The 25,138-nt window shown below is 36.9% G+C and carries 21 protein-coding genes; 1 reads left to right on the top strand and 20 read right to left on the bottom strand.

All coding sequences use genetic code 11. The features are described 5' to 3' along the window. Nucleotides 1-5: 5 nt before the first annotated feature. The 8 genes from rfbC to ACNURT_RS07435 all read right to left on the bottom strand — a co-directional run bounded on the left by rfbC (nt 6) and on the right by ACNURT_RS07435 (nt 9,849). Nucleotides 6-560 (bottom strand): dTDP-4-dehydrorhamnose 3,5-epimerase, encoded by a 555-nt coding sequence (gene rfbC, locus ACNURT_RS07470; RefSeq protein ID WP_419701200.1) that lies wholly within the window; start codon nt 558-560, stop codon nt 6-8. 99 nt (nt 561-659) lie between these two features. Continuing rightward, on the bottom strand, nt 660-1,745 hold the full coding sequence (locus ACNURT_RS07465) for a mannose-1-phosphate guanylyltransferase (RefSeq protein ID WP_419701199.1): 1,086 nt from the start codon (nt 1,743-1,745) through the stop codon (nt 660-662). Between the two features lie 131 nt (nt 1,746-1,876). Then, a complete protein-coding gene (locus ACNURT_RS07460; protein WP_419701198.1) occupies nt 1,877-3,286 on the bottom strand; it encodes a UDP-glucose 6-dehydrogenase in 1,410 nt (469 codons plus the stop codon). A gap of 104 nt (nt 3,287-3,390) precedes the next feature. Further along, on the bottom strand, nt 3,391-4,374 hold the full coding sequence (locus ACNURT_RS07455) for a UDP-glucuronic acid decarboxylase family protein (RefSeq protein ID WP_419701197.1): 984 nt from the start codon (nt 4,372-4,374) through the stop codon (nt 3,391-3,393). A 23-nt stretch (nt 4,375-4,397) separates the two neighbouring features. Continuing rightward, nucleotides 4,398-5,324, bottom strand: coding sequence for a GDP-L-fucose synthase (fcl, locus tag ACNURT_RS07450; RefSeq protein ID WP_419701196.1), 927 nt, complete (start codon nt 5,322-5,324; stop codon nt 4,398-4,400). Nucleotides 5,325-5,332: 8 nt separating this feature from the next. After that, complete coding sequence (gene gmd, locus ACNURT_RS07445) at nt 5,333-6,448, bottom strand: GDP-mannose 4,6-dehydratase (protein WP_419701195.1); 1,116 nt, start codon at nt 6,446-6,448, stop codon at nt 5,333-5,335. A gap of 151 nt (nt 6,449-6,599) precedes the next feature. Then, the gene (locus ACNURT_RS07440; protein WP_419701194.1) at nt 6,600-7,844 is read right to left on the bottom strand and encodes a WcaI family glycosyltransferase; all 1,245 of its coding nucleotides are present in this window, start codon (nt 7,842-7,844) and stop codon (nt 6,600-6,602) included. 223 nt (nt 7,845-8,067) lie between these two features. Continuing rightward, nucleotides 8,068-9,849: a hypothetical protein gene (locus tag ACNURT_RS07435; RefSeq protein ID WP_419701193.1), complete on the bottom strand. Its 1,782-nt coding sequence runs from the start codon at nt 9,847-9,849 to the stop codon at nt 8,068-8,070. Nucleotides 9,850-10,131: 282 nt separating this feature from the next. On the opposite strand from ACNURT_RS07435, the gene ACNURT_RS07430 reads away from it, so the two are divergent. Continuing rightward, nucleotides 10,132-10,704 (top strand): WcaF family extracellular polysaccharide biosynthesis acetyltransferase, encoded by a 573-nt coding sequence (locus ACNURT_RS07430; protein WP_419701192.1) that lies wholly within the window; start codon nt 10,132-10,134, stop codon nt 10,702-10,704. Between the two features lie 31 nt (nt 10,705-10,735). On the opposite strand, the gene ACNURT_RS07425 is transcribed toward ACNURT_RS07430, so the two are convergent. The 12 genes from ACNURT_RS07425 to ACNURT_RS07370 form a co-directional block, all read right to left on the bottom strand. Beyond that, nucleotides 10,736-11,836 (bottom strand): acyltransferase family protein, encoded by a 1,101-nt coding sequence (locus tag ACNURT_RS07425; RefSeq protein ID WP_419702117.1) that lies wholly within the window; start codon nt 11,834-11,836, stop codon nt 10,736-10,738. 57 nt (nt 11,837-11,893) lie between these two features. After that, nucleotides 11,894-13,066 carry a glycosyltransferase gene (locus ACNURT_RS07420; RefSeq protein WP_419701191.1) on the bottom strand — a complete coding sequence of 391 codons (1,173 nt, stop codon included), beginning with the start codon at nt 13,064-13,066 and terminating at the stop codon, nt 11,894-11,896. Nucleotides 13,067-13,075: 9 nt separating this feature from the next. Continuing rightward, a complete protein-coding gene (locus ACNURT_RS07415) occupies nt 13,076-13,663 on the bottom strand; it encodes an acyltransferase (RefSeq protein ID WP_419701190.1) in 588 nt (195 codons plus the stop codon). Continuing rightward, entirely contained in the window at nt 13,653-14,294 is a 642-nt protein-coding gene (locus ACNURT_RS07410; RefSeq protein WP_419701189.1) for an acyltransferase, read from the bottom strand. Before ACNURT_RS07410 ends, ACNURT_RS07415 begins: the two co-directional genes overlap by 11 nt. Before the next feature lie 36 nt (nt 14,295-14,330). Continuing rightward, nucleotides 14,331-15,554, bottom strand: coding sequence for a glycosyltransferase family 4 protein (locus ACNURT_RS07405; RefSeq protein ID WP_419701188.1), 1,224 nt, complete (start codon nt 15,552-15,554; stop codon nt 14,331-14,333). Between the two features lie 2 nt (nt 15,555-15,556). Further along, complete coding sequence (locus ACNURT_RS07400) at nt 15,557-16,831, bottom strand: O-antigen polymerase (RefSeq protein WP_419701187.1); 1,275 nt, start codon at nt 16,829-16,831, stop codon at nt 15,557-15,559. Between the two features lie 44 nt (nt 16,832-16,875). Next, nucleotides 16,876-17,838 (bottom strand): NAD-dependent epimerase/dehydratase family protein, encoded by a 963-nt coding sequence (locus ACNURT_RS07395; protein WP_419701186.1) that lies wholly within the window; start codon nt 17,836-17,838, stop codon nt 16,876-16,878. Continuing rightward, the gene (locus ACNURT_RS07390; protein WP_419701185.1) at nt 17,835-18,947 is read right to left on the bottom strand and encodes a glycosyltransferase family 4 protein; all 1,113 of its coding nucleotides are present in this window, start codon (nt 18,945-18,947) and stop codon (nt 17,835-17,837) included. The genes ACNURT_RS07395 and ACNURT_RS07390 overlap by 4 nt, the downstream gene beginning before the upstream one ends. After that, nucleotides 18,944-20,449, bottom strand: a complete 1,506-nt coding sequence (locus ACNURT_RS07385; protein WP_419701184.1) for a lipopolysaccharide biosynthesis protein — start codon at nt 20,447-20,449, stop codon at nt 18,944-18,946. Before ACNURT_RS07385 ends, ACNURT_RS07390 begins: the two co-directional genes overlap by 4 nt. Nucleotides 20,450-20,510: 61 nt before the next feature. Continuing rightward, on the bottom strand, nt 20,511-21,464 hold the full coding sequence (locus tag ACNURT_RS07380) for a GDP-mannose 4,6-dehydratase (RefSeq protein ID WP_419701183.1): 954 nt from the start codon (nt 21,462-21,464) through the stop codon (nt 20,511-20,513). A gap of 133 nt (nt 21,465-21,597) precedes the next feature. Then, nucleotides 21,598-23,949, bottom strand: coding sequence for a GumC family protein (locus tag ACNURT_RS07375; RefSeq protein WP_419701182.1), 2,352 nt, complete (start codon nt 23,947-23,949; stop codon nt 21,598-21,600). Between the two features lie 19 nt (nt 23,950-23,968). Continuing rightward, nucleotides 23,969-24,793 (bottom strand): polysaccharide biosynthesis/export family protein, encoded by an 825-nt coding sequence (locus ACNURT_RS07370; RefSeq protein WP_419701181.1) that lies wholly within the window; start codon nt 24,791-24,793, stop codon nt 23,969-23,971. Between the last annotated feature and the right edge of the window lie 345 nt (nt 24,794-25,138).

The raw sequence follows: 25,138 nt of genomic DNA, 5'->3' as shown, positions 1-25,138 counted from the left end.
TATTATTAAAACCCGAGATCGGTAACATCCTTTAAAAAGGGCAATTCTTTATCTTTATCTGCAACGATCAACTCATCCGCACCTAATCGCCAGTTAATATTTAAAGCAGGATCGGCATAGTGTAAACCACCTTCGGCCTGTTTATTATAATAATTATCACATTTATATTGAAAAATGGCAGTATCGCTTAATACCACAAACCCGTGCGCAAAGCCTTTGGGGATAAGAAACTGCTGATGGTTATCTGCCGTTAATACCACACTGTAGTGCTGACCATAAGTTGGTGAATTTTTACGCAAATCAACAGCTACATCCAATACTTCTCCTTGTATTACTCTTACTAATTTTGCTTGCGCATGCTCTCCTTTTTGCAGATGAAGGCCACGTAATACTCCTTTTGTTGAGAATGATTCATTATCCTGTACAAATTGAATTTTAACCCCTACGGCATCCCAGAAAGTTCTTTCATTAAATGATTCGAAAAAATACCCTCTGTCATCGTTAAAAATACGCGGGGTTAAAACAATAAGCCCCTCAATCGGGGTTGGAGTAATAGTCATATATTATTAATGTTTCTCGTCGATCAAAACCGGATATGCAAAGCTATTACATATTATTAAAGTTGTGAGCTATTATTCAAAAATGAACAAAACTGGATGTTAAATAAACTTAGTACCAAACTTGGCTTTCACATCAGCCACCACCTGTTTTACATTCTGTTCCTGGTCTCGCGGACAGATCAGCAGTGTGTTGTTGGATTCTACTACGATAAAATTATGCAGCCCTTGCAGTATCACCAGCTTTTCGCCCGGTACATTCACCATACAGTTGGATGAATCATACATGATCACTTTTTCTGAGGGGATCACCACGTTGCCTACATAGTCCTTCTCGGCCAGGTCATAGATCGAGGCCCAGGTACCCAGGTCGCTCCAGCCAAAAGCCGATGGCAGTACATACACATTGTCGGCCTTTTCCATGATCCCGTAATCGATCGAGATGTTGATACATTGCTGATAGGCTTTATGCACATAACTCTTTTCCTCTTCGGTATTATACACCGGCCGGGCTTCTGCAAAGATCTCATGCATCTCGGGCAGGTGACGCCCGAAAGCTTTTACGATTGCCTTAGCCGACCATACAAAGATGCCTGCGTTCCATAAAAAGTCACCGCTCTGGATAAAGGTTTTCGCTATCTCCAGTGTAGGTTTCTCAGTAAATGTTTTTACTTTATGAAAATCCTGGTTAATGGCCTGGTCGGTATACTGGATATAACCATAACCTGTATCCGGGCGCGATGGTTTGATACCCAGGGTGATCAGACTGTCGGTTGAAACTGCCGCCTGCAGTGATTTTTCAATAGCTGTCACAAAGGCGTCCTCGTCCAGGATCTGCTGATCTGAGGGGGCCACTACGATAACCGCTTCCGGGTTCAGGCTTTCGATCTTAAAACAGCCGTAAGCTACACAGGGTGCTGTATTGCGCATCACCGGCTCGGTCAGGATTTGGCCATCGGCCATATCCGGCAACTGCTGTTTTACAAGTTTGGTGTAGCTCTCATTGGTCACTACATAAATGTTTTCTTTAGGGCATACTTTCAGAAAACGTTCGTACGTGTTTTGGATCAGCGTTTTGCCTGTGCCCAGGATATCTATAAATTGTTTGGGATGCGATGACCGGCTTATTGGCCAAAAACGGCTTCCGATGCCGCCTGCCATGATGATCGCATAATTGTTTTTATTCATATGGTAAAAAGGGGGATTAATAACATGTAATATATGTTGAATACAAATATCAGGGTTAAAAATACAGAATAAAAAAGCAGTTACGAATTTCGCAACTGCCTCTAAACTTAAACTTCTTTAGGCACAATAGATCACTTTTCCAAAACATTAGTACCTATTGACCGTACCTGGAATCCAATGGCCCTTAATTTATCAGCATCAAGTAAATTCCTTCCGTCAAATATTTTAGCTGGTTTTAACATATTGTCATAGATCCTTTGCCAGTCGTAACCTTTAAATTCATCCCACTCTGTTAAAACAGCAATAGCATGCGAGCCTTTGCAGGCTTCATAAGGATCTTTGAAAACGTTAACCCCTTTTTTATTCTCTTCTTGCTCCCGGGTGCGCAGGTAGTCCAGATCGGCATACACTTGCACTTCCGGCACCTTTGGATCATAAACGGCAATATCAGCCTGTTCATGTAATAAATGATCGGCTACATAAATAGCTGCTGATTCACGGGTATCGTTTGTATCCTTTTTAAACGCCCAACCTAAAAATGTTATTTTCTTCCCGTTAACTGTGTTATACAGGTTCTTGATGATCTGATTTGCAAACCGCCTTTTCTGGTGATCATTCATAATAATTACCTGTTCCCAATAATCAGCTACTTCCTGCAAACCATAACTACGGGCTATATACACCAGGTTTAAAATATCTTTTTGGAAACAAGAACCACCAAAACCTACTGAAGCTTTTAAAAACTTAGGGCCAATTCTGCTGTCTGTTCCAATTGCTCTTGCAACTTCATTAATATCTGCTTCTGTTTGTTCGCAAATTTCGGTAAGTGAGTTAATGGATGATACACGTTGTGCCAAAAATGCGTTAGCTGTTAGCTTTGACAACTCTGACGACCAAACATTAGTGGTTAATATACGCTCTCTTGGGATCCAGTTAGCATACACATCAACCAGAGCCTGTACAGCTATTTTACCTTCCGGGGTGCTGTCGCCGCCTATTAATACACGATCAGGGGCATCCAAATCCTCTATAGCTGTTCCCTCGGCTAAAAATTCCGGATTTGATAGTATCTGAAACTGAACATTGTTACCTGTATGGGTAAGGATATCCTTTATGGCGCTTGCTGTTCTGACAGGTAAGGTGGATTTTTCAACAATAATTTTATTATCCTTGGCAACGCTCGCAATCTGTCTTGCGCAAAGCTCAATCCACTTCAAATCAGCAGCTTGCCCTTTACCGGCGCCATAGGTTTTGGTTGGTGTATTAACAGATATAAATATCATTTGGGCTTCGTCTATGGCCTTGTCTACTTCGGTAGAAAAAAACAAATTACGCCCGCGCGCCTCAGCTACTACTTCGCTTAAACCAGGTTCATAAACGGGGATATTTTTTGTATCCTCATCATTCCAGGCTGCAATGCGTGCCACATTCAAATCCACTACGGTAACTTGAATATGTGGGCATTTTTTAGCAATTACTGCCATGGTTGGGCCACCTACGTACCCTGCTCCAATACAGCAAATCTTCGTAATATTTTTCATGTAGTTTAATTGTTAATGTTAAATGTAATACACCCGGATCATATCCACCTTCATCCGCTATATTACGATTGTTTTATGCTTCTTATATAGTATGGTAGTGTATGTTATTTATTATAGTATGCAAAATCCTTGTGGTTTATTTCTTTTTCGGGCAGGGATTTAAAATAATCCAGGGTGATCTTTAAGCCCTCGCTCCGGGATACCTTGGGCTCCCATCCTAAAATAGCTTTGGCCTTGGTAATATCCGGCCGGCGCTGTTTAGGATCATCAACCGGTAAGGGCAGGCTGATGAGCTTTTGATCGGTACCGGTTAGCTTGATGATCTCTTCACCAAATTGTTTAATGGTGATCTCATCCGGGTTACCGATGTTTACCGGTTGCGCGTAATCACTGTGCAGCAGGCGGTAAATGCCTTCAACCAGGTCGTCTACATAACAAAATGATCGGGTTTGTGAACCATCGCCAAACATGGTTAATGATTCGCCTCTTAGCGCCTGGCCAATAAAGGCGGGTAATACACGCCCGTCATTTAAGCGCATCCTGGGGCCATAGGTATTAAAGATCCGCACAATGCGGGTCTCCAGGCCATGAAAAGTATGATAAGCCATGGTAATGGCTTCCTGGAAACGTTTGGCTTCGTCATAAACACCTCTTGGACCTACCGGGTTTACATTACCCCAATATTCTTCGGGCTGGGGGTTTACGTTCGGGTCGCCATAAACTTCAGAGGTTGAAGCGATCAGCATCCGGGAACCTTTGGCCCGGGCCAGCCCCAGCAGGTTATGTGTACCCAATGAACCTACTTTTAAGGTTTGGATCGGGATCTTTAAATAATCAATAGGACTTGCCGGTGAAGCAAAGTGCAGTATGTAATGCAGCTCGCCGGGAACATGTACAAATTTGGATACATCATGGTTATAAAACTCAAAATTCTCCAGTTTAAACAAGTGTTCAATATTACGCAGATCGCCGGTGATCAGGTTATCCATGCCAATTATATGGTAGTCTTCTTTGATGAACCTGTCGCACAGGTGCGAACCCAGAAAGCCGGCTGCTCCGGTTATTAATATCCGTTTACGAGTTGACATATTTTATTGTTCCTCTGACTTATTTATATTTTAGAAAGAAAATCCTGATAAGCTAACTTTATACCATCTTCTAACTCAATAGTATGTTTCCAGCCTTTGCTATGCAGTTTAGAGACGTCCATTAATTTTCTTGGAGTTCCATCTGGTTTCGAGGTATCAAATTTAATTTCACCTTCATAACCAACTATTTTTTTGATGAGCAGGGCCAGATTCTTGATCGACAGATCTTCACCTGTACCAATATTTACCAAACCGGCCTCGTCATAATTCTGCATTAGGTAATAACAAGCTTCAGCCAGGTCATCAGCAAATAAAAATTCGCGCATTGGTGAACCTGTACCCCAGATAGTAACATCAGACGATTGCTGCACTTTCGCTTCATGAAAACGACGGATAAGCGCCGGCAATACATGCGAATTTTGCGGGTGATAATTATCATTATAACCGTACAAATTGGTAGGCATTACCGAAATAAAATCACACCCGTACTGGTCACGATAAGCATCGCACATTTTTATACCTGCAATTTTGGCTATGGCATAAGGTTCGTTGGTATGTTCAAGCAATCCCGTTAGTAGATACTCTTCTTTCAAGGGTTGCGGAGCCAATTTGGGGTAAATACAACTTGAACCCAGAAACATTAGTTTTTTTACCTTATTAACATAAGATGAATGAATAACGTTGTTCTGGATCTGCAAATTTTCATACAGAAAATCTGCCCGGTATGTATTATTAGCGATAATGCCGCCTACTTTAGCTGCAGCCAAAAATACGTAGTCAGGTTTTTCAGCATCAAAAAACTCCGTAACTGCTCGCTGATCACGAAGATCTAACTCGGATGAATTACGGGTTATGATATTATCAAACCCCTCTTTATGTAATTTTCGATATATAGCAGACCCAACCATGCCCTTATGGCCTGCTATATATATCCTGGAATTTTTATCCATTATATCGTTTATTCGAACTGGTTTCTAATAGCGTAGCCTGAATCCTTTAACAATTTCTCTCTTCTGAAAAGATCCACATCAGATGCAACCATTTCTTTTACAAGGCGCTGCAGATCATATTTAGGCTCCCATCCTAGCTTTGTTTTTGATTTTGTAGGATCGCCTATTAAGAGATCCACTTCGGTTGGACGGAAATATTTTTCATCAACGGCAACTACTTCTTTACCAATTTCAATTTGGAAATCAGGGTTTGCACAACTTACTACATAACCCTTTTCTTTTGCACCTTCACCTTTAAATTCAACAACTATTCCAACCTCTGCAAAAGCCAGTCGAACAAACTCGCGCACTCTTGTGGTTACACCAGTAGCAATAACATAATCTTCAGGTGTTTCTTGTTGCAGGATCAGATACATCGCTTCAACATAATCTTTAGCATGTCCCCAATCTCGTTGTGCATCAAGGTTACCTAAAAATAATTTATCCTGTAAACCCATCGCTATTTTAGCTGTTGCTCTTGTTATTTTACGGGTTACAAATGTTTCGCCGCGCAAAGGGCTCTCATGGTTAAATAAGATACCATTACAAGCATAAATGCCGTAAGCTTCCCTGTAGTTCACGGTTATCCAGTAAGCATACATTTTGGCCACCGCATATGGGGAACGAGGATAAAAAGGGGTAGTTTCTGACTGTGGAACAGCCTGAACCAAACCATATAACTCAGACGTAGAAGCCTGATAAATTTTTGTTTTTTTCTCTAATCCTAAAATACGGATAGCCTCTAATAAACGTAATGTTCCGATACCATCAGCATTAGCTGTATATTCCGGCGTATCAAAACTTACCTTTACATGAGACATTGCACCCAGGTTATAGATCTCATCGGGTTGAACCTGCTGAATGATACGTATTAAATTGGTGCTATCACTTAAGTCACCATAATGCAGTATCAACCTTTGGTCATCATCATGAGGATCCTGATACAAATGATCAATCCTATCGGTATTAAATAAAGAACTACGGCGTTTAACGCCATGCACTTCGTATCCTTTAGCTAATAACAACTCTGTTAAGTAAGCACCGTCCTGTCCGGTTATACCTGTAATGAGGGCAATTTTTTTCATAGTTTATATAGTAGTGACTTAAAATATTTAAACATCAACACCACAAAGTTCCGTTTTTTTTGACTATTTACATAATTAACAATAAAAACCCTGCAATATATCATTAAATATGCTATTTAATTAATATTTTCATAAAAAAACAAGAACATTGTTAAATAATGTTATCCATAAAATCTCCCATAACATTATCTATACTGAGAAATCTTAAAGCGTAATCCCTCGCATTATTTCTTTTTAGTTCAATATCCGAATTCGTTTCAACTTCACCAATGGCTTTTGCAAGCAGTTCTTCATTTTCAGGTTCAACAATGTAACCCACATTATACTTGCTTACAACATTATACAATGATGTGTCTTCAGAAGAAGTAACCATGCAAACTCCACCTACAGCCAAAATAGTTGTTAACTTAGATGGCATCACCAGGTCACTTGCACCTGCTTTCTGCAAAATAAGGTGAAGATCGGCCATATTTAAAAACTCATTAAACACTTCTTTTTCCTGCACCGGTAAAAACTGCACATTTTCGAGCCCGCGCTCATTGGCTGTTTTAATAAGCTTGTCTTTATACGGGCCAGAACCACAAATTATAAATTTAATATTTTTTACATCAAGCAAAATCTCGGCAACCTTTAGTATGTTATCAAGCCCTTGCTTCTCACCTATTGCCCCAGAGTACAAACAAACTATATCATTTGTTTGATATCCCCACTTATTTTTTAATAAATGACGCGATGGAAGCGGAAAGAAAAGAGTAGTATCAACCCAATTCGGAAAAAACAAAATGTCCTTATCTACCTTAGCCTTTATTTTACCGATCATTCCTTCAGAGATGCTACTTACATGATCAGCTTTCGTCAATATATCCTTTTCGATTTTAAATATATAGTCAAACAGCTTTTTGCTCGATAGCATGTTCAAATCCTGTGCCGCTTCAATCTGAAGATCTTGAATATGGTAAAGTAATTTACCCCCATTTAATTTTCTAAGCATTAAACCTAAATAAGCTAAATGAAAAGGAGGCGCCACAGTAATGATCAGGTCATACTTTTTACGCGTAATTACCAATTGAAGGATTTTCCAGAACATGGATGACCAAAACGAGAAGTCCTGAATCATTCTTTTTTTCCCGGTCGGATCTGCGGGTACGTATGACGGACAGCGGAATACTGTTAACAAATTACCATTTTGGGGGTACTTGATTACCTCCTTTTTATACCAGCGATTTTTATAAGGCGGCTGTACTTTCCAATATGGATAATAAGGGTATGTAGTAACAACGGTGCAATCGTATCCGTTCTTTGCCAACCAATCAATCATTTCGCCGTTATACTTACCGATGCCGGTTGGTTCTGGAGAGAAATTGTGGCTGATGAGAAGAATTTTTTTTTTACTCATCTTTAAATTAGAATACCAATAACTACTTTTTATATTATAAATTTTTCAATTTTATAATACCAAAAGTAAATTTATTCGATCAAATAACCGTGAATTTTATTAATTTTTATTGTATAAACTTTTCCACCATAATCATTGCGTCTACCAACAGTCAATCTTTTTAAAGATGTTATCCCATTAACAACAGGTATAATAATTAACTTTAATGCGTTTAAAATTTGAGTTATTTATAAGAATTCGCCTTATACATCAAGTTTGTTTTAGTATCTACATTCTGAAAAAGCTTGTACTGGCCGGCAAATGATCCGTTTTTAGTTTGCTTACCCAAAACCTGTATGTTAGGGGCTAAAGAGAATACAAATACATCGCCGGGGTTAGGTGTCTGGGTAAAAGTACCCATAACCCCAATATTATCAGCATCGTATCTGAATACCCGTTTTACTACAAATTTATTACTCTTATTAGCTGTATAACCAATAGCATTAGGAGTTACCTGCCTGGAATTTTTATCACGAACAAACGCAGTATATGGAACTGTTACGGTATTATTATCAACCACACTCCCAACAGTCATTTTTATTGAATTGGCTGGAGAAAACAACGCGGTGCGTGCTCTGTTTGTACAATTCCAGATATTAGATCCTATTTTGATTGAATCTGTACCTTTATTAAAAGCTATGCTTAATAATGATTGTGAGGTAGTACCTGTAGTATTAAAGGTATTACCATCCATATAGATTACCCGTGGACTGGCATTAAGCGGTCCATTAAATGTGCTATTCAATAATTGTAATACATTTAAACCACCCGCATTTGTCATAGAGGTAATGTTGGAGCTCCTGATTATTGTTGAATCCAGTACTTTATCGGGTTCACAGTAATATTTAAATGTAGTTCGGTTGATTATTAATTTCTTACCTTGGCCTAAATAGGCAGCAGGTGCATTTAAATTTGAAATGGTAGCTCTAATAAACCCATAAAGTTCAAATCTTCCATTTCGGATACTTACTGCATATTTTCCTGTCCAACCATTAAATGGAAGAAAGGTGATATCGTTCATCACTAAATTTTCCATTGTGGTAAAATTATCTCTGTCCAAACTTATAATTCTTGGTGCCCCTACTCCTCCTTTTAACAAGCCATCGGGCCATCCGGAATCATAACTATTAACCAGCTTTCTATCCAGATAAATGGTTCCCGAAGTTGCATCTATCGTTTTAACTTTAGCATACTCAAAATATCTTGGGTCGGGCGGAAATCCACCAAAATCTTCATGATGCAGACCATAAAGCAGCACCCAATCGCCCACGTTAAAATTGCCGGCATCCTGTGGACTTATGGTTTTTATAAGATTTGTTTTAGCCTGAGCGCTATTTATTTTATAGCCATAGCTAACGTCGGATATGTTTTTATTAGTGTAATAATTATTATCCACATTGTCAAAACAGGAAGGAGAATAAAGACCAGCGTTGGCATGCGGAGATCCTAATGGATCAATAGCCCCATGCGTACAAATCACATTACAACCATTCCCGTTAACGGTAAGGTTTTTAATGCCACTTATCCAGTTATTAAAGGAAGTTAGATAAGTTCCCGACTGCATTTTCAAAATGACTTTTTTGCCATTTAATGTCCGGGCCTTTTTATTAAACGTAATAAACGCGTTGGTACAATCAGTGCCATAAGTAATACCCGCACTGCTTACAGAAGTCATAGCATTGGTACTCAAGCTAGCTGATGAGCCCGAGTTCACAGACGATATCTGGGCTATTAAAGTATTGCCCCCCGTACCGGCCCCTGTGATATAAATTTGTTTACCAACGTCGCTTTTTTTAAATGCTCCGCTTGGGCTGGTTAATACTGAACTCCCGGCATTAATATTACCGTCTGACAAGACAACGCCATCGGCTTTTGCCCCATACAACTCCAGGCTTAGTGTAGTACTTTGAGCATGCGCCTTACAAATTTGAACTACAACTAAGAAAATAAAAATTGCTTTTTTCATTAGAAATTTATTTACTAATTTATTGCAGGAGTTATGTGATAACTAAAGTATTAACGTACTTATTGTATTTTAAGGTTAATTTAGCTGTGATAAATCATTAATCGTTTTACAACAATCAAATAGATTTACATATTTGTGCAACAATTAATTTATTCGATTTGAGCAATAAACAAAAAGAGCCTCTTTGTGTTTTCTTTTTTTATAAATAAATTCTCTCTCTTAATTTATACTGCAGATATACAATAATAGTACATTACATCAACAACCCGATAACAATTATTAATGATTCCGGAAAACATTCAATCAAAAGTCAGGCTTAAGGATTTTAACCCTGCAACAAATTTTGACCGTAAGGCATCCAAGTTAAAAGTAGTAAGCTGGTATTTGTTTAAAATGGTGTTTTTTCTGACCGCTTTCCCCTTCCCTAACGCGCTTAAAAAGTTTCTTTTAAAATTATTCGGAGCCAAAGTTGGCACCGGCGTGGTTATTAAACCTCGTGTAAATATTCATATGCCATGGAACCTTGAAATTGGCGATGATGTATGGATAGGAGAAGAGGTGTTTATATTAAACTTTGATAAAGCTGTAATCGGCAATAATGCATGTATCTCCCAAAGAGCATTTCTGTGTGGTGGTAATCATAATTACCTTGATCCAACAATGCCATACCGCAATGGCCCTATCACCATTGAAGATGGTGCATGGGTCGGTGCAAGCTGTTTTATTGGGCCTAACGTTACAGTGGGTGTAGATACAATTGTAACCGCAGGTACAATTGTTGTATCTAGTTTACCCGCCAATAGGATATATAAGGGCAACCCCGCAACCTTTGTAAAAAACAGGTGGAAGAACTAAGCAAAAACGCTTATCAGAACATGCTGAAAAATTATTTTGTTTTGGGTTCAAACCGATCCTTTAGCTTTAAAAATTTCTTTTCGTAAAAATAGTAAGATATACAAGCCACAATAACCAATAAGCAAATATTAAATGGCAGCTTGCTCATAAAAGGAGGCAGGTTTTTTGTTGTGGTAGTAAATAGTTGCTGCCATATGTAAAGACTGTATGAGAGCACCCCTATAAATCCCATTATTTTTGAATTTAAAAATTTAAAAATAAAATCGCTGCTATGCACCAGGTTTGAAATTATTAGATACGCCGCCAAAAATGAGATCAGGAGATTTGTGAATACAATTTTCACACTATAGTTCTGATCATACTGAATAAAGAAAAATGAGGCTATAATAAGTAGGTTAATAACTACTTTATATTTTGAGATAAACGTAAAATTAAAATAGTTTTTAAACATCAATACAGAAAATAAGCAACCTACAGCAATGCTTTGAAATTTAATTAGATAATGGGTACCAGCATACACAATACCTGTATTTAACTGGTGAACATAGTCAGCTAATAACAAAATAACGGGTAATAAAAACACTATAAAAATGATTATCCACAAGTAAACCTTAAAGTTCTTTTTTAGCAGGTAAGGGAAAAACATATAAAACTGCTCTTCAACCGATAATGACCAAAAATGCTGTGTAATTATGGAATTATAGTGTTTAAGAAAATAAGAGAAGTTCATTATATAAAGCCCGGCAGCAACAAAGGTTACAAAACTTATATGTAATTTAAAGAAGTAATTCAGTAACAGAACTACAAATATATACAGATACGCAACCGGAAATATCCTTAGCAAACGTCTTATATAAAACCGTTTAAGAGATATCGTTTTGGTTTTAACTTTTTCCTTAATAAGCAACGTTGTTATCAGGAAACCGCTGATTACAAAAAAGATAGCTACCCCAAGGCCGCCGTTAAAAATTAAAAAGTTTTTTCCTTCGTTGATGTGGAAAATAATAACAAAGATTATAGAAACACCCCTAAAGCCATCAAGTGAAGGATAATGAGACTGCTTTAATATTTCGGGGATTTCCGTTATCTCTGAAAAGAGACTTGTACTGATTTTTTTTAACGAGTTAACCATCTTTTTTAAAATCATTTTTTATCCTCTTAAAAGAAAGAGGTGTATTAGTTGTTATTCCTAATCAAATTTTATCGTTGCAGGTGGGGGTGTATTATTAATTGCCCAGCTATACACATCTTTCATTTGTACCGCTATTGACTCCCATGTAAATTTTTGCTTTACCAGTTCATATCCGTTATTACCCATGATAGTAAGTTCCTGATCAGACATAGCAAAAAACTCGTTTAATCCCCTTGCAATATCATCGGCATCGGGCTCAATTTTCAATGCCGCATTGGCCGTAAAGCCTTCCGGAAGGTTACAGGCCGGCGTAATTACAACGGGTAAATTATATGACCAGGCTTCAAGCACTGCCATTGGCATACCCTCGCTAAACGATGGCAGAATAAATGCGTCCACCGACCGAAAACACATATCCTTCTCTTTATGAAACTGCGGTCCTATAAAAATAACATCCTTTTGCAGACCCAGTTTAGCTTGTAACTGTAACAAGGTATTTAAATACTCTTTACCATTGCTTTCGCCGGCAATGGCAATTTTCCAGTTCTTTTTATCACTACCTATTTTAGCCCAGGCATGCATTAAGTTTTCAATACCTTTTTTAGGGTGCAGCCTACTCAAAAACAATAGGGTTTTACGATTGTCATTAACCTTCCAATCTGGTATTACACCATCAGCCGGAGGTGTTTTAGCAGGTAAAAAAACACCATTAGGAACAATAGCTATCGGATTTTTACAACCAAAACTTCTGATTGCCTCATATTCAGGCTCGCCAAGGGCATGTATACAACTTGCGTTTTTCAGGTGCTCGCTTTCGTATAAAGTTAAGCCGATCTTTTTCTTCCAACCCCGTACGTTTAGTATCCATTTATCTAACATACCTCGCGGGGCTATTAAGTAAGGCTTGTGGTTTTTTTGTGAGTATTTTAAATTCACATAGGATGAATATAAATAAATTCCCTGAGTATGTGTAATATCAGGCATTATCTGATATACCTTACTCTTAAGATCGCGGGAGTAAGCTAACTTAGGGGTGCCGACTATATGATATTCCTCCAATTTAAGCGGTTCGTATGCTTTTATATCCAGGTCGCTGTACTCATCCCTGAAAGCTAATACAACAGGATCTATGTCATCTAATTTAAAAAGGGACTGCCCCAGGTTTCTGACACTGTTGTACAAGCCTCCTGCATTACGAGAGTTAGAGGCACTCAATAAAAGTACTTTCATAGCATATATTTATTTTCTGTAACGAATTATTTTAGCCGGATTGCCACCAACAATAGCCCATTCAGGTACATCCTTTGTCACAACACTGCCCGCCCCTACTATAGAATGGCTGCCTACATGTACTCCCGGGAGTATTATGGTACGGGTACCAATCCAAACATCATCACCTATAATTACAGGTTTACGAGGAGTGGCTCCCTGGTGTGTCATAGGTATAGTAACATCACTAAAATGATGGCTGGCCGACAGAATGGAAACATTGGGCCCCATCATCACTTCATTACCAATCACCGTATCATTGCCTATCCAGGCGCCTTTATTTAATGATGAATTTTCACCAATCTCTACATTTACGCCAGTTCCAAAATCCACATCTGCGTGTACTTTGAAATTTTTAGCGGCTTTTCTAAATATCTTTCTGGCCAGCATTTTTCTTATCCGCATGCTCAACCCGCTTAAAGGCAACGGGGTATCAGGTAAATGTTTGGCAATGCAATAATAAAAAGTCAAGCAAATAGATTGCCCTAACGATAGTTTCTGACGCTTTCTTACATCTGATGATTTATCAACAAAAAAGCCTTTTAAATCATTCTCCATTGTTTCGCATTTTAATTACTTTGGCGGGTACTCCTGCCACCACCGAGTATGCAGGCACATCCTTACTTACAACTGAATTTGCTCCAATTACTGCTCCATCACCTATTATAACACCAGGTAAAATGATACAGCCCCGGCCTATCCAACAATCTTTACCAATTTCAATGGGGGCGCCGTAATAGTCTTGATTTTTTATAGTGACGTGTACATCGTCAAACTTGTGGTTATAGTCTCTTATACTGGTATACTCACCTATGGATGTACTTTCACCTATGGTTATAGAGAAGAGTGAGGTAATATAGCAACCATCGTTTATGGACACCTTATTGCCGATAACTATTTTTGATTGCGGTGCCCCCTGGAAAACACACCGTTTTCCGATGCGTACGTTATCCATTAATCGTATATCGGCACAAGGCCAGATAAATTCCGGCATGCCATCAATAGCTACATTTTTTCCGATGTGCCTAAAGCCATACCGGCCAGCGGTGAGCATCCAGATTAGGTTAAACTTTTGTCTTATCCACCTGCCAAAATACCATACTAATGCAAAAGGTAACCGAGGGCCGAAAGCACGTATTTTTTGAAGGGTGCTGCCAGTTGCAGGTCTTGCAAATTCTTTTTCGTGCATCTTATCTTATCCTTTTTAATAATTAATTTTAGGGGATTATTTATTTATTAAAACATCAGTCAGTTTTATTCCATATTCTTTGACTGAATAAAGAGCCGATTTTTCCAACGAACTAATAGCCATGTTAAATCTCAATTCGGGTTGAGCTAACAATTTAGTGATACTGCTTTTCAACCCCTCTACATCTCCGGAATTATTTAAAAAACCGTTTAGGCCATCTTCAATAACACTTCCGCTTTGATAGGTTGTTACAATAGGCAATCCCCAGCTCATGGCTTCAATTAAAACTAAGGCTGAACCTTCCAGGTAAGACGGAAAGAAAAACAGATCGGCATTTAAATATTGTTTAGCCAACTCCTCATTTGATAGCTTTCCTAAGTAAATTAAATTTTTATTGGGATACTTTTGTACCAGGTCCTGAGCGTCATTTTCTAAAAGACCCGCCAAAAGAAATTGTACCGGCTCATTTTTAAATGCCTCGGCTATAGTTAAAATATCTTTTATGCCTTTCCTGTATCCTGAGTTGCCAGCAAATAAAATATTAAATGAATTCTGCTTTTTCGCAAATTTCTGTTCTATTTGATTAAGAATGGTTTCCCGGCTCACATTGGGTGTATACCCATAGTTCACTACGGAAACTTTGTTTATATCAACTGATCCATCTTTAATCAGTTCATTTTTCACATACTCAGATGGGACAATGATATTACTTGAGTAACCCCATTCCTTACGTTCAATATCCTGTTGAAAGCGGCAATAATCAATATGTGAAGAGTAATCAATCCCATATTTTTCTTGAAAAAGCTGCCACATTTCAATTTGACTACTTCGGGGAGCTACGCATTGTTCCAGATATGCTTTCCATCCTTTATCATGCCCCCATTCCAAAAAATCGATACTAATAGTATCAAAGCCAAAATATTTACCAGGCTGCTTATCCTTTGCATAAGCTATCAATCTATCGCCTAAACGTTTATTTGCAGCTTTAAAAGCAGTTATCCGGTCGGAATACTTTAGCCTGAAACGAAATGACAGTGCACCTAGCCAATCACCAGACACCACATCATTGGTGAAACCCGGATCATATTTTTTATATTTTGCGGTTAGTTTTGGGCCAATTAATGGAAGATTAGCCAAACTTCCTTTTGTAGAAAAATAAGTATCAGTAACAAACTGATCCAGTAACCCTCTTTCGTAAAGTGCTTTGGCAGCAGCAGAATGTCTTGGAACACCCAATTGCCCAACTATAAATTTTGTCATCTTTAAACCTTTTCCATTATATAAAACTTTTTATGAATTCGGGAAAACTTTCTGGCCCCGACAAATACTAACAGATACATAATTATATTAGTAGGTATAAATAGCATAGAATCATAAATGGAAAAAAGGATAAATGTGGAGAAAAAACAATAAAACATTATGGCTGATATATTATCCCTTCTGATAGCTTTTAAATAATACCTTTTAGTAATGATAGCGAACAAAAAGAACAAGATGAAACCTAAATATCCAAATTCAAAAAACACCGCAGCAAACCCGGTTGGCGATAAGTAATATCTGTATTCATCTCCATCGTATTTAGCATGCTGGTCTCTTAATTTTACAAGGTCAAGATTATAAGGAATCATTAATTCTTCTTTAAACTTGGCGCCAAAGATATTACTACTTGCATATTGATAAATAAATGCATTATACAAGGTTATTCCCCAGTTATAATCACCACTTAGATCTGCTACTTCGACATTTCTGGCTGCATCAACTACCTCATTTCTATTGTCCCCAACTACATAGGATGCCATTACAGCTGTTGGAGAAATATCGGCCAATGAACTAAAGTTTCCTTTTAGTGAATAATTCCTATATGCTGGCAAAACTGTGATTACAAAAACCCCAACAAAAACCGCCGGCAGAATCAAACTTCTTTTAACCCTAATGTTTTTTATAAAAAATAATGGAAAGACAATTGTGATCATGAGGTTAAACACTTCACTCCTCCGTCCATCGATAATAATTATTTTAAGGGAAAATAAAACAGATATAATCAAAAAAAACATCTTGTCTTTAGACGGTTTTACTAAATAAAGCGTTAAAAGCATAATTGTAGCAGGGCGTAAACAGCGGGCAGGATACAATAATACCGCGTAAGTACCCCCATTACGGGATTCAGCATCATATCCCCCCATAACAATGAGGGCACCGAAAGATATAACCATGATCACATATAGAAACCGGCTCATTTTATCGGGATCATAGGCATTAATAACTTCAACTTTAGGTTTTCGTTTATTGCCATAAGTTATATATCCTACTATTGCAGCCCAATAGCATAATACTGAAAACAAACAATATCTGATATACTCTGAATCTGTTACTAGTTTTTTATTATCAATAACTCCTAATAAAGTAGGCAATATCCACACCATTACTGCCATACTATATAGAAATGGAAGCTGGTATATTTTATCCCTATCCTTATATGCCTGTATTACAGGAATAATAGTAGAAATCAATAAAAGTATAAACGAAAACTCTCTCATTATTTTACCACTTCAACATTGCACACTATTTGCATTTAAACTTATCAGTTACTCAAATTCATAAACCATTCATATAACGAGTTTAAGCCACTATCAATACTTACGGTTTCTTTAAACCCTATACGTTGTAATTTACTTATATCCGCTCTCCACTTTTCAGGATCACCGGTGCGAGCCACTCCGTCAAATTTAATATTAGGCAAACTTACAGCTTCTTTAAATAAACAATTCGCAGCCTCCCCTATACTAGTTTCTTTACCGTTAGCAACATTATATACATTAAACCGTGTTTCTTCACTCGCATCGCAGGTTGCAATTAAAACAGCTGCCTGTGCCACATCCTTAGCATGAATAAAGTCTCTTGATTCTTGACCTGTGCCAAATAAACTTAATTCAACCACTTCATTGTTCTGAAGTTTATCCAGTGATGTCTTATACCTGTTAAGCACATCCCAGAAAAGCTGTTTACGCAGGCCCTCTCCATAGGCAGAGAATATTCGTAAAACACTGCTTCTTATGTTATAATAATTGCTGTAATGCTGAACCAGATTTTCGGCCAGTAATTTATGAATACCATAAGGAGAAATAGGCTTTAAAACAGCGGTTTCCTTTATAGGCAACGAATCTGGATTACCGTAAACAGCGGCACTTGAAAAAAGCACAAAATGTGCAGCAGAACAATATTGTTTTATCCACTGCAGGAATGCTAATGTTGGGGGTACCAGGTTATTAAAATCTTCGGAGGGGTTTTCTACCGATAATTGTATAGACGCACCACCTGCCAAATGGTATATATAGTCGAAACTGTTATTTTTAAATAACAATTCTGTTTCATTATCTAATAATCCCGCTGTTGAAAATCCGCTCCATATTTCTTTTTTAAAAGGTTCCCGGATATCAATGCCATATAACATTGCATCTTCCTGACTACATAAATCGGCCAAATACGTACCTAAAAAACCTGAAGCTCCTGTGATTAAGACTTTTTTATTGCTAAATTTTTTCATGATACTGTACTTTTACTAGCAGAGAAGTAACCTTTAGGATCACTAAGCATTTTTAACCAGGTCCTGTTAAATGCAAGATTGCTATAATTCTCTTCGTAAATATTATTTATATACTGGGCGCTAAACTTGTTCCCGTTTATCATATCAATAAAGCTACTAAAATTTGAATGCAGGCTATCTTTATCAATCTCTGAAATAAATAAGCCCTCCTTATTTGTTTCGCCTACTTCGGGCATTGCGCCAATTGTGGTTGCAAAAACAGGCCTTCCAAATCGCATAGATTCAATTAAAGCCAAGGGTAAACCTTCTGTAGCTATTGAAGGAATGATCACGCCATGATGATTACTGATAAGATCAGGAAATTCTGCATCACTATAAAACCCTTTCAAAAAGATCTGATTGTTCAAACCCTGGTCATCGATTTCCTGCTGGATACTTTTCGCTTCAGGTCCGCCTCCGTAAATATTCAGTGTTATATGTTGATTAGTTTTAAAAACCGCAGCCGTTGCCTTTATAAAATCCTTTAGTCCTTTATTCCAGGCTAAGCGTCCAAAATAAGCAATACGGATACCCTCATCTAAAGCTGGTATAGCTTTATAACTATCTGCCTCGTACTCTTTTGAAAAACAGGGAAGAAAATCAACAGGCTTACTCGTTGATACATTTAATGTAAATGGCTTGATCATCCCCTTTGTTTGTACCGCAACCGCATCAAAATCATTTACCATTTTTAACCTCAGTTTATCGGCTGTAGCTTCAAAATGCACTTCCTCAAATATTTTAAAGGTAGATTTTGGCAATTTAGAGGCTATCAGTGCATAACCATAGCCTAAGCCTGTTGCAATAAATACATCAGGAGCAAATGCTTTTGCCCTGCGCCCGGCACCGGCAAGTTTCAAAACCTTTTTTACCTTATCAATTATTGTAGTCGGTTTGTACGGAATACTAATTTCCTCAATACTTTTATTATTGAAAATCTTATCATTTGTATCATTTATATTAATGCACATAATCTGGAAATCAGCCTTCTGTAAGTACTTCACCAAAGTAGTATAGTGAACACTCAGGCCACCAAGATGTCCGTTATTACCCATTACTAATAGCTTCATCTTCGTTTTTTCACTATGTTTAAGGTTTGTTTTCTTTGTTCTGCATTAAAACCGGTAAACCATAAAATTAATAGATAAGTTATAGCGGTGAATATTAATAAAACCAGATGTATTTTACCGGAAACCCGTTCATCTGCCATTAAAATCAAAACCGATACTGCACTAATAATAAATGTATATTTTAACGATGGTAATGCCTCCTTTAATCTATTTAGGATTTCAAGTTGTTTTGCTAACCGATAAAACACATAACAGGACGAAGGGGTAAGTACAATCAGGTTTCCTAACACTATACCTTTTAAACCAAAAAAGTAACCACCCAAAACGGTTAACAATAAACCTGCAATAGTGATACAAACCTGTAACCTTGCATACCACCTGATGGTGCCTAGTACAATTAGAACATTTTCATTTAAACTGGCAAGGGTAACTACTGCCATGTAAAAAGCAAGCAGTATAGTAAAGTAAAATCCTTCATACTGACTTGGTCCTACCCAAACCAAAACTATGTATTTGTGAAATAAAATCAGCCCCCAAAATGCCGCTATCAAAATAGTTATTTTTGACTTCAACGTTTGCAGGTATAGATTTCGTAAGGTTTCCCATTCCTCTTTTATTACCATTTCGTTCATTCCTGGTAATAAGTTATACATGATTAAATTTATATAAGTAAACATCATCATGGGCGGGGTAACCATTGAATAATAATGCCCTGCAGAAACAGCCCCTACCATTATACCGGCAATAAAAACAGTGCTACTTTGAAATGCTCTGGTTGCTATGTTTATCAAAAATGAGTCTATTCCGAAAGAAAAAAGTTGTTTAAATACAGATTTGTCGTATACCTTCCAGGAGAATTTTATATCCGGATTCTTCACTTTGAAATATATCATCTGGGAAAATGCAGCCAGAAAATCTCCTATAACATTGGCTAAAACAATGCCTGTAATACCATAGTGAAGCTTAATAAAAATTAAGGTTAAAATAAATCGCAAACAAATACCTATAGTGAGGCATATATTTGCAACTTTCATGTTTTGTGTTGCATACAAAACAATGTTGAACATGGTAAAATAATAACGGATACAATACCATATGGCTAATATGATCATTGCATTTCGTGCATCCGTTTGTAAGGAATCTTTTAATCCCAGTGACGAAGGCAAAATGAAACTTAACAAAGCAATGATAAGTCCCATGATGGCACAAGCTACAAACAGGTACCAACGGCCAATATTAAAAATATTTATAAATTTCTTTTTCCCGTCAACCGGATCGTTAAAAGATTGGGAGAGATAGCGCGATAACATGCTTGTAAAGCCAAGATCAAGCAGGGTAAGGTAACCCACAATTTGCATGATAGAGGCATACCCGCCTAACGATGCTGAACCACCGTTTTTTATCAACAGTGGGGCTATCGTTATTTGCAGCACCATAAATGTAATCTGGAATAAGCCTTGCGTTAATAATCCAGAAAGAAATTTCTTTATCCTTTGGTCCAAATCTTTAAATTAATTATTTTGATAACCATACCTGATCCTACTGGTCCAAAGAAATCGACTACTAAATATTTTCCGATTCTTTCTTATACCATTCCAAAAAAGAAGATAAGCCTTCTTCTAACTTTACCTGGGGTTTATAGCCTAATAGTTTTTCGGCTTTTGCAATATCAGCGTAGGTTTGTGATACATCACCCGGCTGATTTGGCAATCTGTTTATGATCGCTTTCTTTTCGCAGATGTTTTCTATTGCTTCAATAAGCCCCTTTAATGTTACCGTTTGATGATTTCCAAGATTAATGATTTCAAATTCAGATCCGCTATACTCTATTGCGGCTTCGATACCCTGAATGGTATCAGTAACAAAAGTGTAATCTCTGCTTGTTGAACCATCCCCAAAAACAGGTATAGGAGTATTATTGAGGATAGATTTAAAAAACTTATGAATAGCAAGATCTGGGCGCTGACCGGGGCCGTAAACAGTAAAAAATCTTAAAGCTATAAACCTTATGCCATATAAATGGCTATATACATGTCCCAGCATTTCACCTGAAAGCTTTGTTGAAGCATAAGGGCTGATGGGCAACAATCGCTCATTTTCATGCCAAGGCACATTTTCATTCACACCATACACACTACTTGACGAGGCAAACACAAACTGCTTGATATCATTTTTCCTGGCAAATTCAAGTAAATTTTGTGTTCCACTTACATTTACATCCTGGTATAATATAGGATCTAAAATGCTCGGTCGTACCCCAGCTTTAGCAGCCAGATGAACTATTACATCAATTTTTTCAGCTTTTTCTAAATCTTGCAGGTTACGAATGTCGCCTCTGATAAGCGAGAAATTTTCATGATATTTAAAAGAACTGATATTTAAGTCCTTTTGCTTTAATGAATAAAAATCATCAAAATTATCAATGCAAACTACATTATATTTATTGGTTGATAATAGCTTCTTTATAAGGTTACTACCTATAAAGCCAGCCCCTCCGGTTATCAGTATATTTTTCATGAACAGCTGTAATTATGAACCATGTTAACTTCATATATCTTTATAACAAAATTTAAGATTTATGAATCCGAGATTTGATGAACTACACTTATACATTTGAATTTGCATAATGTAGCTTCACCCTATATATGAGTTATTTATTTCGACGTAAAAGCTTGGATAGTCCTTTCGCTGGCTTAGCTTCATCATAATAACCATAACCATAGCCATAGCCATAACCATAGCCGTACGCCTGATCAGCATCAACAGAATTGAATATGATATTCATATTCTTAAATACTTTACGCTGATATAATTCGTCAATTGCTCTTAAATGGGCTTTAACAGTATAGTTATGCCTTACTATAAACATAGTGGCATCAGCCCACTTGCTTAATATTTGCGCATCGGTCACTAATCCTACAGGTGGCGCATCAAGTAAAACATAATCAAATTCCTTAATGAGTTCGTTAATTAATATTTCAATCTTTCCATTAACCAGCAGCTCAGCAGGATTATGTGGTACAGCTCCACTGGTAATAATAAAATAGTTATCCAACTGAGGTATTTTTCTTATAATGTCTTTGTAATTTACTTTCCCTATAAGATAATTTGATAAACCCGTCGTATTTTCTATTCCGAGAGTCGAGTGTAATTTAGGTTTGCGAAGATCGAGCTCTAATATTATCACCTTTTTATCAGTGGTAGCTAAACTTGCCCCCAAGTTCAAGGAAACAAAAGATTTACCTTCACCGCTTATATTTGATGTAAATAACAAAACTTTACGTTCCTTTTCGGGGCTAACAAATTGTAAGTTTGTTCTTAAAACCCTAATCTGTTCTGATATTTTTGACCTTGGTCTTGTAACCACTACCAATGGAGCTACTTCATCCAGGTGCGCAATTTCACTAAGAATTGGCGTTTTGGTAAACTTCTCAATGTCAGACCGCCGTCTTACCTTAATATTTAATAATTCTCTCAAATAAATTATCAGGAAGGGTACTAAAATGCCACCTAAAAAGAATAAAATATAGATAACTTTTTTTACCGGTTTAATGGGTTTATCAACAAACTTAGCCACATCAATTGTACGGCTATCGGCTACCGATGAAGCTAATGACAGCGCTGTTTCCTCGCGTTTTTGTAAAAGGTATGTAAACAGATTGTTTTTAATTTCCTGTTCACGCATTACATCTATCAAACCTCGCTCTTTTGACGGAACGCTTTTGATAATATTTTCAAACTTTTTGCTTTGGTTATTTAATTGGCTGCGGGTTATTTCCATCCCCTGTTTAACGTTCTGTACAGTTTCTAAAAGTGATTGCTTTAACGATTTTATCTGATCATTAATAGAACTAACAACAGGGTTGGTTTCAGGTATGGTGCGGAGTAAACTTTCTTTTTTTATCTTAGCCTCTGCTAATTGCTGAACTAAACCCAATATTGTTGGATCATCAATCCCCAGTACAGAGGGTAGATTTACCTTATCATCATCAGAGCTACTTAAATATTGCTCTAAGTTTTTAATACTACCTTCCGCAAGATTTAGTTTATTCAGCTCAACATCATTCGTTGCTACGTTTTGCAAAAACAATTGTGATTGAGCTGAAACATCTGTTATACTATTGCTGGATTTATAATTGGAAACATTTTTTTCGACCAAATTTAATTCCTGGGCTAAGCCATCCAGTCTTTCTTTAATAAACACTAGCTGAGCCGAAGTAATTTTATTTTTATCTTCAATTGCTGCATTGTTATAAACCTCAACCAGTTTATTCAGTACATCCTGCCCCCGCTGTGGAACAGCATCTTCCAATGTTATAATTAGTACAGTTGCATCTTTGCTGGCCGGGTCAATATTTAGTTTATCAATATATTGCTGTGCAACTTCTGCAACAGTCATAAAATCCACATAAACAATATAATGATATAATGATCCTTTGGGATTTTGCGGTGTAATCTGTATTAAACCCGCGTCTGTTTCAACCGGGTGATTAAGCAGAACTTTTTTACCATTAAGTAAAGCTTCATTATCATTTATGATCTGAACTTTCCAGGTTGTATTATAACTTTCCGAATTACTTTTAAATAAGTCAATTTTAAAAGGTTTGTTTTTGTATAAAATTTTTTTTGAAATATGGTTACGTACGTAATAATTCGTTTGGAGGTGCAAAGAATCCACCACTTTTTCCATTAAGGTATTGGACTTTAAAATTTGGACTTCATTATCAATAATTTTATTTGATGAATTAAGGTCAAGCTGCTTTAGGATATCCTTCTCATTGCCACCTACCGAGTTTTTATCATCTTTGATTAACACGTCGGTTTCAACTTTATATTGTGGAATTTGGTAAGCAGCGAATATATAGGCCAGGCCCATAAAAATAATTATAGATATAGCAAACCACTTCCAGTTTCTTATATATTTATAACTAACCTCCCAAAAACTAACCTCATTCTCAATGGTATCCTTTACTAATTGGCTAGATAGATCGTTGATGCTCATGTATTGTTATACTTGTAAATTAGTTTTTTGTAAGAAGAATTATAGCAGTAATTAAACTAACCACTGATGGTACCAGAATGTATGTTCTATCGTTAACCTGAGCCTTACTTTTACCCGGTTCAACATACACCACATCGTTTGCATGTAAATAATAATAAGGAGAGTTAAACACATCGCGGCTATTCAAATTAATGGTGCCGAACTCCTTTTTCCCATTTACATCTCTAATTATCTGAATATTGTTTCTTTTAGCAAAAATGGTAAGATCACCTGCCATACTTAATGCTTCGGGAAGTGTGATCTGTTCATTTGGGATAACATAAACAGAAGGTTTGGCTACCTCTCCTAATACAGAAATCTTATAATTTGAAATACGTACAGTTACGGTTGGTTCTTTCAAATATGTCAATAAATGCCTTTTAATAGTGTCTCTTGCGTCAACTGTAGTAAGGCCACTTACTTTTATTACGCCAATAAGCGGTAATTCAATATTTCCGGATGCATCAACTAAAAAACCAGGTGATGAAGACTGGGTAAGTGCTGGTGCCGTAGAAATACCCTGTGTTGAAGATTGGGTATTGGCGCTGCTTGCAGCTACTGCTCCGGTTGCCTGAGTGTAAGGGTTAAAAAAGCTACTGGCTTCCGGACTTAATGAGTTTATATATATTGATAAAATGTCACCAGTTTGAATATGCGGAACATATAAACGCGAGGTCGATATCGTATCTGATTGATTAGGTGCCTTCTGAAAATATGCTATTTTCTTTGCATCAAAACACGAAGAAAATAACAATATGATGGTCAAAAAGAGTATAGGGGTTTTAATTCTGTCGAAATTGATCATATTTTAAGCTATATTTTAAATTATGTATTCAGTTTTGAACTACTGAAAGAGAGTTTTTTTTAAGTATCATAAGATGAGAAGGATTAATAGGGGTAAGAATAAAAATGGTTGTTTCAATATCATGCGAAAATTCTCTTTGGGTTAACTTTAACATTCATTCAATTATAGAAGATTATTACGTTATACATTAAAAACAAAATGATGAATAAATCTCTGAAAACAATATTTTTAGTATTCAATTTGTACAATCATCACTACACTCATATCATAGCAGTGATGCAAAATATACGCATACAAATCCATCGCAATCTACACACTTTTTCTATAAATAAACAAAAAATAAAA

This window comes from Mucilaginibacter sp. NFX135 (assembly GCF_048565145.1).
GTDB lineage: Bacteria > Bacteroidota > Bacteroidia > Sphingobacteriales > Sphingobacteriaceae > Mucilaginibacter.
Note: the sequence above shows the minus strand (reverse complement) of the source record. Positions and strands in the feature narration are given on the sequence as shown.

Excerpts from the sequence above, each read along its gene's own strand:
- rfbC (WP_419701200.1), bottom strand. The coding sequence starts at position 560 with ATGACTATTACTCCAACCCCGATTGAGGGGCTTATTGTTTTAACCCCG.
- ACNURT_RS07465 (WP_419701199.1), bottom strand. The coding sequence starts at position 1,745 with ATGAATAAAAACAATTATGCGATCATCATGGCAGGCGGCATCGGAAGC.
- ACNURT_RS07460 (WP_419701198.1), bottom strand. The coding sequence starts at position 3,286 with ATGAAAAATATTACGAAGATTTGCTGTATTGGAGCAGGGTACGTAGGT.
- ACNURT_RS07455 (WP_419701197.1), bottom strand. The coding sequence starts at position 4,374 with ATGTCAACTCGTAAACGGATATTAATAACCGGAGCAGCCGGCTTTCTG.
- fcl (WP_419701196.1), bottom strand. The coding sequence starts at position 5,324 with ATGGATAAAAATTCCAGGATATATATAGCAGGCCATAAGGGCATGGTT.
- gmd (WP_419701195.1), bottom strand. The coding sequence starts at position 6,448 with ATGAAAAAAATTGCCCTCATTACAGGTATAACCGGACAGGACGGTGCT.
- ACNURT_RS07440 (WP_419701194.1), bottom strand. The coding sequence starts at position 7,844 with ATGAGTAAAAAAAAAATTCTTCTCATCAGCCACAATTTCTCTCCAGAA.
- ACNURT_RS07435 (WP_419701193.1), bottom strand. The coding sequence starts at position 9,849 with ATGAAAAAAGCAATTTTTATTTTCTTAGTTGTAGTTCAAATTTGTAAG.
- ACNURT_RS07430 (WP_419701192.1), top strand. The coding sequence starts at position 10,132 with ATGATTCCGGAAAACATTCAATCAAAAGTCAGGCTTAAGGATTTTAAC.
- ACNURT_RS07425 (WP_419702117.1), bottom strand. The coding sequence starts at position 11,836 with ATGGTTAACTCGTTAAAAAAAATCAGTACAAGTCTCTTTTCAGAGATA.
- ACNURT_RS07420 (WP_419701191.1), bottom strand. The coding sequence starts at position 13,066 with ATGAAAGTACTTTTATTGAGTGCCTCTAACTCTCGTAATGCAGGAGGC.
- ACNURT_RS07415 (WP_419701190.1), bottom strand. The coding sequence starts at position 13,663 with ATGGAGAATGATTTAAAAGGCTTTTTTGTTGATAAATCATCAGATGTA.
- ACNURT_RS07410 (WP_419701189.1), bottom strand. The coding sequence starts at position 14,294 with ATGCACGAAAAAGAATTTGCAAGACCTGCAACTGGCAGCACCCTTCAA.
- ACNURT_RS07405 (WP_419701188.1), bottom strand. The coding sequence starts at position 15,554 with ATGACAAAATTTATAGTTGGGCAATTGGGTGTTCCAAGACATTCTGCT.
- ACNURT_RS07400 (WP_419701187.1), bottom strand. The coding sequence starts at position 16,831 with ATGAGAGAGTTTTCGTTTATACTTTTATTGATTTCTACTATTATTCCT.
- ACNURT_RS07395 (WP_419701186.1), bottom strand. The coding sequence starts at position 17,838 with ATGAAAAAATTTAGCAATAAAAAAGTCTTAATCACAGGAGCTTCAGGT.
- ACNURT_RS07390 (WP_419701185.1), bottom strand. The coding sequence starts at position 18,947 with ATGAAGCTATTAGTAATGGGTAATAACGGACATCTTGGTGGCCTGAGT.
- ACNURT_RS07380 (WP_419701183.1), bottom strand. The coding sequence starts at position 21,464 with ATGAAAAATATACTGATAACCGGAGGGGCTGGCTTTATAGGTAGTAAC.
- ACNURT_RS07375 (WP_419701182.1), bottom strand. The coding sequence starts at position 23,949 with ATGAGCATCAACGATCTATCTAGCCAATTAGTAAAGGATACCATTGAG.
- ACNURT_RS07370 (WP_419701181.1), bottom strand. The coding sequence starts at position 24,793 with ATGATCAATTTCGACAGAATTAAAACCCCTATACTCTTTTTGACCATC.